Below are 17,597 nucleotides of genomic sequence, written 5' to 3' on the forward strand. Positions count from 1 at the left end.
GTTCGTGCAGACCTGCGCGAACGACGTCAGGACGCCGCAGACCCGCGCGAACCTCAGCACACCGCGCGGACCGGTGAGCGCGGGATCCCTGCGTTACTCGTCGCCCTCGACCCGCATCACGCTGGCCACCGCCCGCACGATGTCGAGCTCGCGCAGCCCCTCCATGGTCGCCGTCAGCGCGGCGTCCGTGGCGCGGTGGGTGACGATGACGAGCTGGGCGTCGTCGCCGTGCCCCTCCTGGCGCACGGTCTGGATCGACACGTCGTGCTTGGCGAACAGCTCCGCCACCCGCGCCAGCACGCCCGGCTTGTCGGCGACGTCGAGCGCCACGTGGCAGCGCGTGACGGTGTCGCCCATCGGGTGGACGGCCAGGTCGGCGTAGGTGGACTCCTCGGGCCCGCGCGTGCCGGCCAGCCGGTTGCGGCCGACGGCCACCAGGTCGCCGAGCACGGCGGAGGCGGTCGGAGCCCCGCCGGCGCCCTTGCCGTAGAACATGAGCTGCCCGGCCGACTCGGCCTCCACGAAGACCGCGTTGTACGCCTCACGCACCCCGGCCAGCGGATGGGAGCGCGGGATCATCGCCGGATGGACCCGCACGCCGAACGAGCGGCCGTCGTCGGAGCGGGCGCAGATGGCCAGCAGCTTGATGACGTAGCCCATGGCCTTGGCGGAGGCGACGTCGGTGGCGGTGATGTCGGTGATGCCCTCGCGGTGCACCTCTTCGGCGCGCACCCGGCTGTGGAAGGCGAGCCCGGCGAGGATGGCGGCCTTGGCAGCGGCGTCGAAGCCCTCGACGTCGGCGGTCGGGTCGGCCTCGGCGTAACCGAGGGTCTGGGCCTCCTCCAGGGCGTCGGTGAAGGAGGCGCCCGTGGAGTCCATCTTGTCGAGGATGTAGTTGGTGGTGCCGTTGACGATGCCGAGCACCCGTTTGACGTGGTCGCCGGCCAGCGACTCGCGCAGGGGGCGCAGCAGCGGGATGGCCCCGGCCACGCTGGCCTCGAAGTAGAGGTCGCCGCGCCCGGTCCTGGCGGCCTCGTGGAGCGCGGCGCCGTCGGCGGCCAGCAGCGCCTTGTTGGCGGTGACCACGGACTTGCCCCTGGACAGGGCGGAGACGATCAGCGAGCGGGCGGGCTCGATGCCGCCGATGACCTCGATCACGATGTCGACGTCGTCGCGGGTGACCAGCGCCTCGGCGTCGGTGGTGAGCAGCGCGGGGTCGACCTCGACGTCGCGTTTGCGGCCCAGCCTGCGTACGGCGACGCCGGTCAGCTCCAGCGGGGCCCCGACGCGCGCGGCCAGGTCGCCGGCCTGCTCGTGCATGAGCCTGATGACCTGAGACCCGACGACGCCGCAGCCCAGCAGAGCCACTTTCAGCGGTTTCACAGCTGCCCCCTCAACAAGTCGTCCTCGGTCTCGCCCTGCACGATCACGCGCGAGACACCGCCTGAGACGGCGACCACGGCGGGCCTGGGCAGGTAGTTGTAGTTGTTGGCCAGCGAACGGCAGTAGGCGCCGGTCGCGGCCACGGCGATCAGGTCACCGGGGGCGAGGTCGGCCGGCAGATGGAAGTCGCGCACGATGATGTCGCCGCTCTCGCAGTGCTTGCCGACCAGGCGGCTGAGCATGGGCTCGGCCTCACTGGACCGGCTGACCAGCGCGGCGGTGTATTCGGCACCGTAAAGGGCCGTGCGCACGTTGTCGCTCATGCCGCCGTCGATGCTCACGTAGGTGCGCAGGCCCTCGACGTCCTTGATGGTGCCGACCTCGTAGAGGGTGATGCCGCCCGGGCCGACGATGGTGCGGCCGGGCTCGACGGTCAGGCGGGGCACGGGCAGGCCGGCGTCCACGCAGACCTTGGCGACGATCTCGCGCAGGCCGTCGGCGAGCTCCTTGATGTCGGGAGCCTCGTCGCCGTCGACGTAGGCGATGCCGTAGCCGCCGCCCAGGTCGAGCTCGGGCAGCACGACGCCGTGTTCGTCCTTGATCTGGACGAGCAGCGTGGCCAGCCGGCGCGCGGCCACCTCGAACCCGGCCGTGTCGACGATCTGGGAGCCGATGTGGGAGTGCAGGCCGACCAGCTCGAGCTGCGGCATGGCGAGGATGCGGCGCACGGCCTCGGCCGCGGCGCCCGCGTTCAGCGACAGGCCGAACTTCTGGTCGTCGTGGGCCGTGGCGATGAACTCGTGGGTGTGGGCCTCGACCCCGGTGGTCACCCTGATCATCACCTTGGGCCGCTTGCCCAGCTGCTCGGCGAGGTAGCCGAGCCTGGTGATCTCGTCGTAGGAGTCGACCACGATGTGACCGACCCCGGCCTCCAGGGCCTTGGCCAGCTCGGCCTTGGACTTGTTGTTGCCGTGCATGGTGATGCGCTCGGCGGGGAAGCCGACGCTCAGCGCGACCGCCAGCTCGCCGCTGCTGGCCACGTCGAGGCCGAGGCCCTCGTCCTGGAGCCAGCGCACGATCTCCTTGCACAGGAACGCCTTGCCGGCGTAGTGGACCTCGGAGCCGGAGAACGCCGTCGCGTAGTCGCGCATGCGCGAGCGCACGTCGTCCTCGTCGATGACGTAGAGCGGGGTGCCGTAATCACGAGCGAGGTCGCGCACGTCCACGCCGCCGACGGTGAGCGCGCCTTCCGCCCGGCTCGACGTTCGGGGCCAGATCGAGGGGTTGATCCGGTTGAGGTCGGCGGGCGCCAGCGGCGGGCGCTCGTGCGGCAGCATCTCGGCGTGCCGGTCCCCGGCGGGGTGGGCGAATCGACTCACCCGATCGAGGCTATCGGAAGCACCAGGGAGCCATGACCCTGTGACCACGTATCGAGACACGATCACGCCCTGGAAGGGATATTTTTACGCTTTTTCGCCTTTTAACCGAATATTTTGTGATTCATTACAGCCGGTCGGGGCCCGGTAGGACCTCGCGCACGGCCGCCGCCACCCGTACCCGCGCCGTGTGCACAGCGCCTGGCTCCTCGTCCCCCACAGGAACGGCCGGAGCCCGCTCGTGGGCGTCGTGATAGGCCAGCGCCAGCCGCAAAAGGTAGCTCTCCCAGCCGGGCTCCCTGCTGACCAGCCGCCCTGGCAGCTCGGCCAGCGCCCGCAGCACCCGGCGGTGCCAGGGGTCGTCGAGCAGCTCGGCCGCGAACCCGGTCTCCGGCACCCCCAGCTCGCGGGCCCACCTCAGCGCGGCGCAGGCGCGTGCGTGCCCGTAGCGCACCACGAAGCCGGGGTTGTCCCACGTACGGGGAAAGTCCGGCCACGGAGGCTCGAACGGCGGGCGTGCCCAAGCCGACCGCAGCAGGTCACCCGGCACGGTGACGACGATCCGCAGGAACCCCTTCCCGCGCACCTCCACAGAAGCCACCCCGTCGAGCGCCCGCACCCGCCCGGCCAGCTCCCCCGCGTCCAGGCCCCGCCGCAGTGCGGCGGCCGAGACGTAGACGGCCTCGCGCTCCCACGACCCCTCGGGCGCCGGCGGCTCACCGAGCACGGCGGCCAGCTCCTCGGGTGTCATGGGGACACCCTCTCAGATGAGCGCGTGCGGCTCGGCCGAGCCGTATTCGACCAGGTGGGCCGCCCCCAGCAGCCAGCGGTCCTCGTCCCGCACCCGCACGTAGCCGAACCGGTCGGCGGAGAACACCTTGATCCCGTCCGTACGGCACTGCCGCATCAGGACCTCGTCCCAGCCCTCCGTGAGGTCGGCGAAGCCCAGCTCGCGCAGGGCGTTGCGCCTGGCCAGGAGGGTGCCGCCGGTGATCTCGGGCAGGTAGGAGTATTCAGCGTCGGGCTGCTTGAGCAGCGTGGCCTGAGGCTTGCGCAGGTGGGCGTAGAAGGCGGCCTTGCCGACGATGTCGGCGGTGGTGAACAGGAAGGCCCGGCGCAGGTCCGACAGGTAGTGGGGGCCGTAGACGTCGCGCGGGTCCATGACCGCGACGAGGTCGGCCTCGCACAGGTCGATGCCGGCGTTGAGCATCGCGCCCTCGGTCATCGCCGGCTGCGGGCGGCGGTAGATGACCTCCACGTCCGGCAGCACGTCGCGGGCGCGCAGCTCGGCCTCCGGCGGCCCGATGACGATGAGCTGGTCGACGCCCGACTGCCGGGCGACCTGGGCGAGCGCGTGCTCCATCAGGTACGGGTCGAGGATGGGCAGCAGCACGGAGGTGTTGAGCGTGGGCCGCGCGCTGGGCAGGCCGACGGCGTCGAGCAGCTCGTCGATGCGCTCGCTCATCGTCCCCATCGAGTACGCCCGCCGCAGCGCCACGTGCGCCCGCCGCGAGTCGTCCTCGGTGCCGATGGGCGTGCCGCAGGCCGCGATCTCGGCCAGCCGCCACTGCGGGGTGCCCGGCGGGCAGTCGGCGGCGGCGGGCCAGCGGTAGGAGGTCAGGACGTCGGGGTAGGCCAGGTGGCCGGGCAGGAGCTGGTCGAGCGTGAGCACCCGGTCGATGCGGCCCCCGGCCAGCGGCAGCGGGTTGTGCACCCGGGGCTGCACCCCGAACTGCAGCCGCGGCCAGGCCACGGTCAGGTCGGTGGTGAAGCGGTGCTCGAACAGGTCGGCCGCGGCGGCGTAGGCGGCGACGTCGCCCCCGGTGTGCCAGAAGACCGTGCGGATGCCGCGCTCGGCGCACCAGGCCAGCAGCGCCTTGAGCCCCTCGCCCGGCTCGCCGGTGATCTCCTCGGCCCACGGGCCCTGCGTGACGGACTCGACGACCAGCAGGTGGGGCACTTCGAGGGGCAGCACCCTGGCGAAGTCGCGGGGTGTGAACCCGGTGGTCTGCCGCCACTCGTAGCGCAGCAGCGCCTCGGCGTGCGGGTCGGCGATCACCGCGGTGGTCAGGTGCGGGCGCGTGTTGGGGCCCGTCGGCACCCGGAACGGCTTGAGCTTGAATGAGGCGCCGCCGAGCGTCCTGGTGGTGCTGGTGGCCTGGAACGCCGCACCCGGGCGCTCGTCCTTGGGCTTGACCGCGGCCACGGGCCTGCGCTTGGGCGCGCTGGGCCGCTTGACCGGCTTGGCGGCGCCCTTGAGGCCCCTGGCCAGGCGCACCGGGTTGCTCTTGCCGCTCTTGATGGCGTCACCGAGGCGGTTCCAGCGGGCGACCTTGATCGACGACAGCTTCCAGTTGGCCACCTCGGCCTGGAAGCGCTGCTCGGCCAGCTCCTTGCGCAGCTTGTCGGCCGCCGCCTGCTCGGCGGCGAGCCGCTCCTCGGCCTCGCTCAACTGCTCGGCCAGCGCCTTGGCCTCCTCGGCGTTCTGCTCAGCCGCTGCCAGCCTGGCCTGGGCGGCGTCCAGCAGCCTGGCCAGCTCGGCCGCCCGTCCGGCCTGGGACACGGCCTCACGCAACGCCCGGCGCGTGCTTTCAAGCTCTGTGGACACTGGACCTCCGCTCTCTCAGCCCGGCAAAGGATACTCTTTTGCGGGAAGCGTCTCGAAGGGATGAGATCCGGTGCAGTTCAATGTAAGGCCCTATATCTGTGGCGCTCTCGGCCGGATCGACGCCGCCGTACTCGGCAAGCTGACAGCCTCAGGACCGAAGGTGCTCCCGGCCCTGCAGTCGCCCGAGGCGACGCTGTACAGCTCCGCGCCGCTGCCGCCCTATCACCGCGCGGGCCACGCCTTCGCGTTCGCCTGGGGCGAGCGCAGGCCGAAGGCCCCCGACGAGTGGATCACGGTCGCGGAGACGTACGAGACGCCGGGGCTGATCGGCGACGGGCGCAAGGTGACGCTGCACACCGGCGCGCTGGGCCTGGTGGACCTCTACTACGTGCGCCTGGGCGACGCGGTCTACTTCTCCTCCCTCATCCAGCCCCTGCTGAACCTCGTGCCGGTCGCGATCGACTGGTCGGCGTGGGCCTCGATACTCCAGGTCACGTTCCCGCTGGGCGAGGCGACGCCGTACAGCGAGGTCAAGCGCCTGCCGGGCGCGAGCGCGCTGGTCTGCGAGGACGGCCGGCTGTCCACGGAGCGGCTGCTGCCGCGCTGGCTGCGCACGGAGCCGTTCGAGGCGTGGATCAGCCCGGGCGAGATCGTCGAGCTGCTGCACAAGGTCTACGAGGACTACGACGGCCGCAAACTCCTGGTGCCGGTCAGCGGCGGGTACGACTCGCGGCTGCTGGCCAGCGTGGCCAGTGCCAGGGGCATGGACGTGGAGTCGTGGACGACGAGCCCCGACGACGGCACCGACACCGACATCGCGTTCGCCCGGTCGATCACCAGGGAGCTGGGCATCGCGCACCGGGTGATCACCCAGGACGCGGCCGCCTACCCCGAGGACGCGATGGAGGTGGCGCGCAGGCTCGAATACCTGACCCCGCACCACGCCTGGTACGCGCCCTTCGCCAAGGAGGTGCACGGCGCCGGCCGGATCCTGGTCGACGGCCTGGCCGGAGGCCCGCTGCTGAAGAACTTCATGGTCAGCGGGGCCGCCCTGGAGGCCACCACGCAGGAGGAGCGCTCGGCGGCCGTGCTGGGCTCGCTGTCGCTGGGGCAGCCGACGCAGCCGTTCCTGTCCAAGGCGGCGGCCCAGTGGATGGAGGAGACCGTACGCGAGCAGTTCGCGACCGCCACCTCCATGCTCCACGGGCACCGGGCCGAGCTGCCCCTGTCGGTGCTGCACACCAGGACCGTGCGGGGCATCGCGCGCTCGGCGGTCAACCTGGTGGGCCCTGAGGCGTCGTTCGCGGCGCCGTTCATCCATCCGGAGTTCTTCGACGCGGCGCTGTCGGTGGGCGTGGCCCGCAAGGACAAGGGCCGCTTCTACCGCGAGGTGCTGCACGCGGCCAACCCGAGGGTGGCCGCCCTGCCCTCCACGAACGTGGTCAAGCAGCCCCTGCGAAGGGTGCCGCTGCGTTCCACGGCGGCGCCTGCCCGAAATTATTCGCACCGCATGCTGGAGATCGTGGTGAGCCGGGTGCCGGGGCTGCTGTCGGACGAGCTGCACGAGGTGGTGGCCGGCGGACCGGACGCGCTGACCAGGTTCAACGGCTGGAACGATCGATTCTGGGTGCGCGGTCTGGTGCTGTTCGGACTGTGGCTGAATGACTTCGAGAGCGACCTCTCGGACCTGGCCACACCTTTTTAGTGAACTCTCGGTAACAGGGCGATTACATACGGATCTCCCGGGTATTAACCGTCGCACAGCAGAAGCGGGTTCCGGAAAGCCAACGGGCTGGTAGTGTTCGGCCCGTAAGCGCCGCACAAACGGGCACCAGATCACAAATCAGGTTCCGTCCGAGGGCATGGGGTTCGCAGGGATGACGACCCCACGCGGCGCGGTCACCAGATAACAACGCCGGGGCAACCGGTGACTTCGTCCTGCCCACATCTCTTCCTGTGAGCGACATAATGATCAACGCATCCCCAATATCAGAGCCGATCTCCGAGGCCTTCGTCTCGGAGGATCCAGCCTGGTACAAGCGGGCGGTGTTCTACGAGGTTCTCGTCCGGGGGTTCAAGGACTCCAACGGCGACGGCACCGGCGACCTGCGCGGCCTCATCGAGAAGCTCGGCTATCTCGAGTGGCTGGGCGTGGACTGCCTGTGGCTGCTGCCGCTGTACGAGTCCCCGCTGCGCGACGGCGGATACGACATCTCGGACTACATGAAGATCCTCCCGGACTTCGGGGACCTGGGGGACTTCGTGCAGCTGATCGAGGCGGCGCACGAGCGCGGCCTGCGGATCATCACCGACCTCGTGATGAACCACACCAGTGACCGGCACCCCTGGTTCCAGGCGTCCCGGCACGACCCCGAAGGGCCGTACGGCGACTTCTACGTGTGGTCGGACCATCCTGGTGGCTATCCCGACGCGCCGATCATCTTCATCGGCGCGGAGGAGTCCAACTGGACCTACGACCCGGTGCGCAAGCAGTACTACTGGCACCGTTTCTTCCACCACCAGCCGGACCTGAACTATGACAACCCGGCGGTGCAGGAGGCCATGCTGGAGGTGCTGCGGTTCTGGCTGGACCTCGGCATCGACGGGTTCCGGCTGGACGCGGTGCCCTATTTGTTCGAGCGCGAGGGCACGGCCTGCTCCGGGCTGCCGGAGACGCACGCGTACCTGAAGAAGGTCCGCTCCGAGGTCGACCGCCTCTACCCCGACCGGGTGCTGCTGGCGGAGGCCAACGGCTGGCCGCAGGACGTGGTCGAGTACTTCGGCGACCCCACCACCGGGGGCGACGAGTGCCACATGGCCTTCCACTTCCCGCTGATGCCGCGCATCTACATGGCGGTGAAGAAGGAGACGCGCGAGCCGATCTCCGAGATCATGTCGCTCACCCCCAAGCTGCCCGAGAACGCGCAGTGGGGCATCTTCCTGCGTAACCACGACGAGCTCACGCTCGAGACGGTGACCGAGGAAGAGCGCGACTACATGCACAAGGAATACGCCAAGGACCCGCGCATGCGGGCCTACCTGGGCATCCGCCGGCGCCTGGCCCCGCTGCTCGACAACGACAGGGACCGGATCGAACTGTTCACCGCGCTGCTGCTGTCGCTGCCGGGCTCGCCGATCATCTACTACGGCGACGAGATCGGCATGGGCGACAACATCTGGCTGGAGGACCGCGACTCGGTCCGCACACCGATGCAGTGGAGCCCCGACCGCAACGCCGGGTTCTCCTCCGCCGACCCCGGGCGGCTCTACCTGCCCGCGGTCATGGACCCGATCTACGGCTTCCAGGCGGTCAACGTGGAGGCCCAGCAGCGCCACGAGGGATCTCTGCTGCACTTCACCCGCAAGATGCTGGAGATCCGGCGCAGGCACCCGGTGTTCGGCGTCGGGGCGTACACGGAAATGTGGTCCTCCAACCCCAGCGTGCTCACCTACGTGCGCGAGGACCGCGACGACGTGATGCTGTGCGTCAACAACCTGTCGAAGTTCCCGCAGCCGGTGGAGCTGGACCTGCGCCGCTTCGAGGGCATGACGCCCGTCGAGGCGCGGGGCGGGGTGCCCTTCCCGTCGATCGGGGAGCTGCCCTACCTGCTCACGCTGCCGGGGCACGGCTTCTACTGGTTCGCGCTGAAGAAGCCCGAGGACAACCTCACCGAGAAGTGACGGGCACCTGGGCACGGGCCGCGCGGCGCGCGGGGATGAGCGCGACCGCGAGCGCCGTGCCCACGGCCACCAGCACCGTCAGGGTCACCGTCAGCGGTGACGGCGCGCGGCCGATGCCCGCGCCGACCCCGCTGGTGTGACCCTGAAGGTCGATCAGGCCGGTGACGACGGAGACACCGGCCGCGGCGCCCACGCCGATGCCGAGCACGACCAGCAGGCCCGTGCCGGTCACGAGCGTGGCCATGACCTGGCGCGGGGTCAGCCCCATGGCCTTGAGCACAGCCAGGTCGAACGCGTGGTCGCGCAGCCCGAGCGCGCTGGCGGTGAGCAGGTTGGCCAGGCCGATGAGGGTCAGCACCGCGATCAGCGCCACGATCACCACCCTGATGATCGACAGCCGGTCGGCCGGGTTGATCGCGGCCTGCACGTCCAGGCCCTCCTTCGACTCGGCCAGCAACCGGCCGCGCACCTCCGACGGGTCGGCGCCCGGCTTGAGGGCCAGCGCGTAGAACTCCGGCGGCACCGAGTCCTTGGCCGCCAGGCTGTCGAGCCCCACCGAGAGCACCTCGCCGTCCTGCTCGGGCTCGACGGTCCTGCCGACGATCCTGACGATCAGCGGGGTGCCGCCCACGGTGAGCCGCACCCGGTCACCGATCTTGACCCCGAGCAGGTCCAGCAGGCCCTGCCCTGCGACCGCCTCGCCCTGGCGCCCGTATTCGCGGCCTTCGACCACGGGGAACGGGTACGGCTGCGTCGAGCTGCCGATCGCCCGCACCCTGACCGACCGGGCCTCGCCGGGGGCCAGCGCGTTCACGTCGGTGCCCGGATAGACGGCGGCCACGTCCTTGTCGGCCCTGACGAGCCGTTCGGCCTCGGCCGGCTCGATCTTGCCCGGCCTGGCGTAGAGGCCGGCGTGCTGGCCCACCTGTTCGGGGTGGGCGAGGAAGTTGTCGAGCGTGGCCCACACGCCGAGCCCGATGGTGATCATCATCATCGGCACGGCCAGGCCGAACGCCGTCAGGAAGGCCGGCACCCGCCGGGTGAAGGCGTCTCTGGTGCCGAGGACGAGGGCGGGCGGCAGGCGTACGAGCAGGGCCAGCCGGGCCAGCCTGGACAGGCGGCCCCTGGGCGGCGCGGCGGGCACGTCGGGGATGGGCGGCGTGCGCCCGCCCCGCCAGGCCGGCACCCCGACGGCGGCCAGTACGGTCAACGCCGTGCCCGCGACGATGGCCAGCACGGGGATGGGCGCCACGGAGGTCGCGCCGAGCATCGCCGCCATCACGCCCCAGCCGGAAAGCGCGCCGATCACCACCCCCAGCAGGCCCAGGGCGCCGTGCTCGACCAGGAGCAGCAGCGCGACCTGGCCCCGGGTGAAGCCCAGCGACTTGAGCGTGGCCAGGTCACGAAGCTGGCCGAGCACCCGGCCGCCGGCCGCGTTGGCCAGCGCGAGCGCGGCGGCCACCAGCCCGACCACGCCGAACAGCGCCAGCAGCGTGCCCAGCAGCCGGTTGTCCAGCTCCATGGCGGCTCTGACCTCGCGCCAGGTGTAGACGCGCTGCAGGCGGTCCTCCAGCATGACGACCACGCGCTGCGAGACCACCTGGGACGCCTCGGGGTCGGCCAGGCGTAACCCGGTCACCCACTCGCTGCGGCCGAGCATGGGCTCGATGCGGTCGAGCATGATGGGCAGCACGTAGGCCAGGCCGGGCGTCCACTCGGGGTAGAAGCCCTGGTCGGCGGAGTCGGCGATGCCGCGTACGTAGAGGGTGTGGCGCTCGCCGCTGATCGCGATGATGGTGAACGCGGCGCCGATGCGCAGCCCCAGCGAGGCGGCGAAGGAGCGCTCGACCACGGCTCCGTCGGGCTGGGCTGGGTCCAGCCACCTGCCCTCGGCCACCACGGGATGGGCCACCAGCGGCGGGGTGGCCGGCATCGCGCGCAGCGAGGCCGGCTCCTTCTTGCCGTCCTGTGCCACGGTGACGGGCGCCGACCGGTAGGGGCCCGCGGTCTGGGTGACGCCGTCGATGCCGCCCAGGGCCACCTGGGGGCTGTCCTTGGTGTGCAGCCAGACGTGGGCCCCGTCGGTCTGGGCGAACAGGCTGCGCCACGGGTTGGTGCCGTCTTCGAGCAGGGTCGCCGCGGTGATCAGCGCGGCCACGATCCCGGCCACGGTCAGCACGGTCAGCACCGCCTGGCCCTTCCTGGCCCGCAGGTCGGCCCTGATCCACCGGTTTCCCGCCAGAGACGCGCTCACCGGAGGTCGATCACTTCACCGGCCGTGCGCGTACGCCTGCGCGCGATGCGCCCGTCGTCCACGATCTCCCCGTCGAACAGCGACACCAGCCGGTCGGCCAGGCTCGCCACGCGGGCGTCGTGGGTGACCATGACGATGGTCTGGCCCTCCTTGTGCACCTCGCCGAGCAGGCGGAGCACGTCGCGGGTGTTGCGGCTGTCGAGGTTGCCCGTGGGCTCGTCGGCCAGCAGCAGGCTGGGCTCGTTGGCCAGTGCCCTGGCCAGCGCCACCCGCTGCTGCTCACCGCCGGAGAGCTGGGCGGGCGCGGCCTCGGCCCTGTCGGTCAGGTTGAGCGCGGCCAGCAGGCTCTCCCGGCGCTCGCGGGCCACCTTGGGCGAGGCTCCGGACAGCAGCGCGGGCAGCTCGACGTTGTCGCCGACGGTCATGTTGGCGACCAGGTTGAAGAACTGGAAGACGAAGCCGATGCGCTTGCGGCGCAGCAGCGCCCAGGCGCTCTCCGAGAGGGTGTCCACCCGCTTGCCGTCGAGCCAGATCTCGCCGCTGGTCCTGGTGTCGAGCCCGCCCAGCATGTGGACGAGCGTGGATTTCCCCGAGCCGGACGGCCCCATGATCGCGACGAACTCTCCCGGCTCGACCTGGAGGTCCACCCCGCGCACGGCAGGCACGGGCACCGCGCCATCCTGGTAGATTTTGACCAGATTGACCGTTTTCACAACCGTGCTCATGCCAGATCCTCCTGGCATCGCTCCAGCCAGTCAAGGTCGGCTTGAAGGTGCAACATCGCTCCCTCGATGAGCAGCATCGCCACCCGATCCGTGTCGGGCGTACGGGAGAGGATGTCGTTGAGATCGCTCATGAGCGACAGATAGTGGCGGCGCTGCCGGCTGATCAGCGCCATCCGGTCGGCGATGCCGGTGAGCGGGGCGAGCACGAGCTTCATGAAGAACTCGTCACGCACCCTGGGGCCCTCGGTCGGCTCGTCGACCCAGGCCTCCAGCGACTCCCGGCCCTTGGCGGTCAGATAGTAGACCTTCTTGTTGGGCCGGTTGGACTGCTCGACGTCGACCGCCCTGATCAGGCCGTCCTTCTCCAGCCGGCCGAGGGTCACGTATATCTGGCCGATGTTGGGGGAGGGATAGGCGCTGCCGAAGGTCTGCTCAAGCGCCTGTTTCAGCTCGTAGCCATGAGCCGGCTCCTTGGCCAGAAGCGCCAGCAGGTGCGGCCGCACCGCCCACCTCCCTCACTCATGTTACGTACGCGTTACAGAGATATCCGTTGACCTACAGATTACAGGTGTGCATAACATGAATGCATCTACCTAACACGTATGTAAACCGATCCGAACGCGGAGGTAACAGTGCTTCGCTCGCTGCCGGTGCTGCTGGCCGTCGCTCTGGCGGCTGGATGCGCGGCGACGGGCGACGAGGGCGGCGGCGAGACCGGGACGGGCGGAACAGGCCCGATCACGTTCGCCACCGGACGCGACACCACGGCGTACCTGCAACCCCTGCTGGACCGCTGGAACCAGGCCCACCCGGCCGAGAAGGTGACGCTGCTGGAGCTGCCCGAGGCCGCCGACGAGCAGCGTGCCCAGATCGGCGCCAACCTCCAGGCCCGCAGCAGCCGCTACGACGTGCTGGGGCTCGACGTCGTGTGGACCGCCGAATTCGCGGAGAACGGCTGGATCATCCCCCTGGAGCGCGGGTTGTTCCCGCTCGACAGGTTCCTGCCGCCCGTCGTGGAGACGGCGATCTACAAGGACAAGCTCTGGGCCGTCCCGTACACGAGCAACGCCGGGTTGCTCTACTACCGGACGGACCTGGTGAAGAAGCCGCCCAGGACTTGGGCCGAGCTTCGCCAGCAATCCCGACAAATTACGAAAAAGCACAACATAGGGGGCTATGCGGGGCAGTTTCTTGCCTACGAGGGGCTCACGGTCAACTTCTCCGAGGCCGTGCAGTCGGCCGGCGGGCAGATCGTCAGCCAGGACGGCACCGAGGTCACCCTCGACCCCGTCACAGGCGGCACCGCGCTCGGCTTCCTGCTCCAGGGGCTGCGCGAGGGCTGGATCCCCAAGGAGTCGCTGAGCTACAAGGAGGAGGAGTCGCGCCTGGCCTTCCAGGAGGGCCGCCTGGCCTTCGCCAGGAACTGGCCGCACGCGTACGGACCGGCCAAGGCCGAGCTGGGCCGCAAGCTGGGCGTAACCCGGCTGCCCGGCCTCAACGGCCCCGGCTCCAGCACGCTGGGCGGCGCGAACCTCGCCATCAGCGCCTACTCCAAGCACCAGCACACCGCCCAGGAGTTCATCCGCTACTTCACGAGCCTGGAGAACGAGCGCCGGGTCCTCACCGAGGGCTCGTTCCCGCCCGTGTGGACCGAGCTCTACGACGACCCCGAGCTCATCAAGCGTTTCCCTTACCTGCCGGTGCTCAAGGAGAGCATCCTCGCCGCCAGGGCACGGCCGGTGAGCGCCAACTACAACCAGCTCAGCCTGGTGATCGCCAGTTCGGTCTCCAAGGCGCTGGGCAACCCCTCCCCGGAGTCCGCCGACGACGTCGCGGCCTCCATGAAGTCAGAACTCGAAGAAATCATCAGAACCCAGTGAGGCAGCCATGCGAAAAGGCAGAGCAGCAGCGATCCTGGCCGGGCTCGCGGTAGCCGTCGCCGCCTGCGGTAACGCGCCGACGACCACCGCGCCCACCGCGTCGGAGTCGGCGCCCGCCAGCGGCGGAGGCGACAAGACGCTCCAGGGCGTGAAGCTCGAAGTCGCCGCCAAGTGGACCGGGGCGGAGCAGAAGAACTTCGAGCAGGTGCTCAAGGCGTTCGCCGACAAGACCGGCGCGGAGGTCACCTACGCCTCCACCGGCGAGGACACGGGCGCCTACCTGGGCCCGCGCATCCAGGGCAACAACCCGCCGGACGTGGCGATCCTGCCGCAGCCCGGCCTGGTGCAGCAGTACGCGGAGCAGAAGGCACTCAAGCCGCTGTCCGCCGACGTCACCAAGGAGATCGACGCCAACTACACCCCGTACTGGAAGGAGCTCGGCTCCGTCGACGGGCAGGTCTACGGCGTGCTGATCAAGGCGGCGCACAAGTCGCTGGTCTGGTACCGCTCGTCGGCCTTCGACGAGGCGGGCGTGCAGCCGGCCACCACCTGGGACGAGCTGGTGAAGTCGGCGCAGACCCTGGCCGACTCCGGCACCGCGCCGTTCTCGCTCTGCGGCGCCTCCGGCTGGACGCTGACCGACCTCTTCGAGAACGTCTACCTGTCCACCGCGGGCCCGGAGAACTACGACAAGCTCTCCAAGCACGAGATCCCGTGGACCGACCCGAGCGTGAAGACCGCGCTGGAGAAGATCGCGCAGATCGCCGGCAAGAAGGAGTTCGTCGCGGGCGGCTCGTCGGGCGCGCTCCAGACCGACTTCCCCACCTGCGTGAACGACGTCTACAGCACCAAGAAGGCCGCCATGGTGATCGAGGCCGACTTCGTGGCCGTCGAGGCCGTGCAGTCGGGCGCCAAGCTCGGCGAGGAGGCCAAGTACTTCCCGTTCCCCAAGGCCGGTGACACCGCTCCGGTCGTGCTCGGCGGCGACGTCGCGGTGGCCATGAAGGACTCCCCCGGCGCCATGGCGCTGGTGCAGTTCCTGGCCTCCAAGGAGGGCGGCGAGATCTGGGCCAAGCTGCCCGGCTACCTGTCGCCCAACAAGAACGTCTCCCCCGACAACTACCCCGACGAGCTGACCAAGCAGCTCGGCCAGACGATCGTCTCGGCCGGCGACGCCGTCCGCTACGACATGTCGGACCTGGCCCCGAGCGCCTTCGGCGGCACCGACGGCAAGGGCGAGTGGAAGGTGCTGCAGGACTTCCTGCGCAACCCCACCGACGTCAAGGGCACGCAGGACGCGCTCGAAGCCGAGGCCAAAAAGGCCTGGAAGTAAAGAGGTAAGGCCGTGACCGAACGGTTGGACGGCCGGCAGGACTCGCCCGCGGTGGAGGCCGCGGGCGAGCCCCCCACCGGACCGGCTGATACCCCCCGCAAGAGAACACGCCTAGGCCCCTCGCCGACGGTCGCCATCTTCTTCCTCCTGCCCGCGGCGCTGCTGCTGGGCATCTGGGTGATCTATCCGATCGTCTTCTCCATCTTCCGGAGCCTGTTTGACTCGGTGGGCACCGGATTCGTGGGGCTGGGCAACTACGCCACGATCTTCAGCGATCAGGGCATGCTCACCACGATCCGCAACAACCTCATCTGGGTCATCGTCGCGCCGATCATCGTCACCACGCTGGGCCTGATCTTCGCGGTGCTGACCGAGCGAATCAGGTGGGCGACGGCGTTCAAGCTGATCGTGTTCATGCCGATGGCCGTCTCGCTGATGGCCGCCGGCGTCATCTTCCGCCTCGTCTACGAGGAGAACCCGGACAAGGGCCTGGCCAACGCCATCCTCACCACCGTCCACGACACGTTCTCCTCCTCGCAGGGCTACCCCGAGGCGCGTCCCCGTGAGGGCGACCAGTCCCAGGTGGCCGCCCAGGACGGCGGCGTCGTCACCAAGCAGCCCGCCCAGGCGGGCCAGCCGGTGCTGATCCCGATCGTCGGCGTCAAGCCGGACGTCATGCCGTCCAACGCGCAGACCGCGCAGGCTCCGGCGGCGGCCGACGGGGTGTCCGGCACCGTCTGGTTCGACTTTACGCCAGGAGGCGGCGGCCAGAGCGGCACGATCGACGGCACCGAGAAGGGCCTGCCCGGCATGACGGTCGAGGCGGTCCAGAACGGTCAGGTCGCGGCGACCGCCACGACCGCTGAGAACGGCTCGTTCCGCTTCAACGGCCTGGCTCCCGGGTCCTACGTCGTACGGCTGCCGCAGTCGAACTTCGAGGCTTCGTACGGCGGCCTGACCTGGCTCGGCCCGGCGCTCATCACCCCCGCCATCATCGGCGCGTTCGTCTGGGTGTGGGCCGGGTTCGCCATGGTGCTGATCGCGGCCGGCCTGGCGGCGATCCCGCGTGACGCCCTGGAGGCGGCCCGCATCGACGGCGCCACGGAGTGGCAGGTGTTCCGCAAGATCACCGTGCCGCTGCTGTCGCCGGTCCTGCTCGTCGTCTTCGTGACGATGATCATCAATACCCTGAAGGTGTTCGACCTGGTCTTCATCATCGCTCCGTCCTCGGTGCAGCCGCAGGCGAACGTGGTCGCGCTGGAGATGTGGCGCGTGTCGTTCGGCGGCGGCGGGAACCAGGGACTGGGCAGTGCGCTGGCCATCTTCCTGCTCGTTCTGGTCCTTCCCTTCATGATCATGAACATCCGCAGGTTCAGGAGGGAAGACACGTGACCACGGCAACCGCTACGGCTCCGAAGGGGCTGGAGGCCGGGGCGCCGCGCAGGAGCCTGGCCAGCAGGATCGTCGATCGCATCGGCAGCGGCGCGGTCCAGGTGATCATGGTGCTGCTCGGCCTGTTCTGGCTGGTGCCCACGCTCGGCCTGCTGGTCGTCTCGATGCGGACCAACCAGGTCAACAGCGCCGAGGGCTGGTGGACGATCTTCACCAAGCCGGCCGAGCTGACCATCCAGAACTACGCCAACCTGCTGGGCAGCGGCTTCACCGCCTCGTTCTGGAACACGGTGCTGATCACCGTGCCGACCACGGTCCTGGTGATCGGCATCGCGGCCATGGCGGCGTACGCGTTCGCCTGGATGGACTTCCCCGGCCGCGACACCTCGTTCCTCATCGTCGTCGGGTTGCTGATCGTGCCGATCCAGATCGCGCTGATCCCCGTCGCCTCCCTCTACGGCGGCGCGGGCATCTTCGGCTCGATCCCCGGCGTGGTGCTGTTCCATGTGGCGTTCGGGCTGCCGTTCGCGATCTTCCTGCTGCGTAACTTCTTCGTCGGCATCCCCTCGTCGCTGCTGGAGGCGGCGCGCATGGACGGCGCCTCGGAGTGGAAGATCTTCGCCTCGGTGGTCTTCCCGCTGGGCAAGCCGGCCATCGCCTCGCTGGGCATCTTCCAGTTCCTCTGGGTGTGGAACGACATGCTCATCGCGCTGGTCTTCGCCGACACCGGCAACCAGCCGATGACCAAGTATCTGCAGTCTCAGATGCGGCAGTTCGGGTCGAACGTCGACATTCTCTCGTCCGGTGCGTTCATGTCGCTGATCATCCCGCTAGTCCTGTTCTTCGCGTTCCAGCGGTACTTCGTCCAGGGCATGATGTCCGGCTCCGTGAAGTAGCGGCCGTCTCGTGATCATTCTGGTACGGCTCGCCCCGACGTTTCGGGGACGAGCCGTACCAGACCTGAC

Annotated in this window: 13 protein-coding genes; 6 read left to right on the forward strand and 7 right to left on the reverse strand. The window is 69.7% G+C overall.

What is annotated here, in order from left to right; genetic code table 11:
- Positions 1-93: 93 nt before the first annotated feature.
- The 4 genes from AB0C27_RS46520 to AB0C27_RS46535 all read right to left on the reverse strand — a co-directional run bounded on the left by AB0C27_RS46520 (position 94) and on the right by AB0C27_RS46535 (position 5,367).
- Entirely contained in the window at positions 94-1,383 is a 1,290-nt protein-coding gene (locus AB0C27_RS46520; protein WP_357859318.1) for a homoserine dehydrogenase, read from the reverse strand.
- On the reverse strand, positions 1,380-2,762 hold the full coding sequence (lysA, locus tag AB0C27_RS46525) for a diaminopimelate decarboxylase (RefSeq protein ID WP_357859321.1): 1,383 nt from the start codon (positions 2,760-2,762) through the stop codon (positions 1,380-1,382). Before lysA ends, AB0C27_RS46520 begins: the two co-directional genes overlap by 4 nt.
- Positions 2,763-2,886: 124 nt before the next feature.
- Positions 2,887-3,510: an anticodon-binding protein gene (locus tag AB0C27_RS46530; protein ID WP_357859324.1), complete on the reverse strand. Its 624-nt coding sequence runs from the start codon at positions 3,508-3,510 to the stop codon at positions 2,887-2,889.
- 12 nt (positions 3,511-3,522) lie between these two features.
- Positions 3,523-5,367, reverse strand: a complete 1,845-nt coding sequence (locus tag AB0C27_RS46535; protein WP_357859327.1) for a glycosyltransferase family A protein — start codon at positions 5,365-5,367, stop codon at positions 3,523-3,525.
- A 70-nt stretch (positions 5,368-5,437) separates the two neighbouring features.
- On the opposite strand from AB0C27_RS46535, the gene AB0C27_RS46540 reads away from it, so the two are divergent.
- A complete protein-coding gene (locus AB0C27_RS46540; protein ID WP_357859330.1) occupies positions 5,438-7,072 on the forward strand; it encodes an asparagine synthetase B family protein in 1,635 nt (544 codons plus the stop codon).
- 263 nt (positions 7,073-7,335) lie between these two features.
- The gene (treS, locus tag AB0C27_RS46545) at positions 7,336-9,048 is read left to right on the forward strand and encodes a maltose alpha-D-glucosyltransferase (RefSeq protein ID WP_357859333.1); all 1,713 of its coding nucleotides are present in this window, start codon (positions 7,336-7,338) and stop codon (positions 9,046-9,048) included.
- Here the strand turns inward: treS and AB0C27_RS46550 are convergent.
- From AB0C27_RS46550 to AB0C27_RS46560, 3 genes are read right to left on the reverse strand one after another with little or no spacing between them, the layout of a single operon-like run.
- Positions 9,035-11,302 carry an FtsX-like permease family protein gene (locus tag AB0C27_RS46550; RefSeq protein ID WP_357859337.1) on the reverse strand — a complete coding sequence of 756 codons (2,268 nt, stop codon included), beginning with the start codon at positions 11,300-11,302 and terminating at the stop codon, positions 9,035-9,037. The two genes, treS and AB0C27_RS46550, sit on opposite strands and share 14 nt — an antisense overlap.
- Positions 11,299-12,027, reverse strand: coding sequence for an ABC transporter ATP-binding protein (locus tag AB0C27_RS46555; protein WP_106248131.1), 729 nt, complete (start codon positions 12,025-12,027; stop codon positions 11,299-11,301). The genes AB0C27_RS46550 and AB0C27_RS46555 overlap by 4 nt, the downstream gene beginning before the upstream one ends.
- On the reverse strand, positions 12,024-12,530 hold the full coding sequence (locus AB0C27_RS46560) for a PadR family transcriptional regulator (protein ID WP_357859340.1): 507 nt from the start codon (positions 12,528-12,530) through the stop codon (positions 12,024-12,026). Before AB0C27_RS46560 ends, AB0C27_RS46555 begins: the two co-directional genes overlap by 4 nt.
- A gap of 129 nt (positions 12,531-12,659) precedes the next feature.
- On the opposite strand from AB0C27_RS46560, the gene AB0C27_RS46565 reads away from it, so the two are divergent.
- The 4 genes from AB0C27_RS46565 to AB0C27_RS46580 are packed head-to-tail and all read left to right on the forward strand — an operon-like array spanning position 12,660 to position 17,528.
- A complete protein-coding gene (locus AB0C27_RS46565; protein ID WP_357859343.1) occupies positions 12,660-13,907 on the forward strand; it encodes an ABC transporter substrate-binding protein in 1,248 nt (415 codons plus the stop codon).
- A gap of 7 nt (positions 13,908-13,914) precedes the next feature.
- Positions 13,915-15,240 carry an ABC transporter substrate-binding protein gene (locus tag AB0C27_RS46570; RefSeq protein WP_357859345.1) on the forward strand — a complete coding sequence of 442 codons (1,326 nt, stop codon included), beginning with the start codon at positions 13,915-13,917 and terminating at the stop codon, positions 15,238-15,240.
- Positions 15,241-15,252: 12 nt separating this feature from the next.
- Positions 15,253-16,632, forward strand: a complete 1,380-nt coding sequence (locus tag AB0C27_RS46575; protein WP_357859348.1) for an ABC transporter permease subunit — start codon at positions 15,253-15,255, stop codon at positions 16,630-16,632.
- Positions 16,629-17,528 (forward strand): carbohydrate ABC transporter permease, encoded by a 900-nt coding sequence (locus tag AB0C27_RS46580; RefSeq protein WP_357859351.1) that lies wholly within the window; start codon positions 16,629-16,631, stop codon positions 17,526-17,528. The genes AB0C27_RS46575 and AB0C27_RS46580 overlap by 4 nt, the downstream gene beginning before the upstream one ends.
- The last annotated feature ends 69 nt before the right edge of the window (positions 17,529-17,597 follow it).

The organism is Nonomuraea sp. NPDC048882 (assembly GCF_040649755.1).
GTDB lineage: Bacteria > Actinomycetota > Actinomycetes > Streptosporangiales > Streptosporangiaceae > Nonomuraea > Nonomuraea maheshkhaliensis.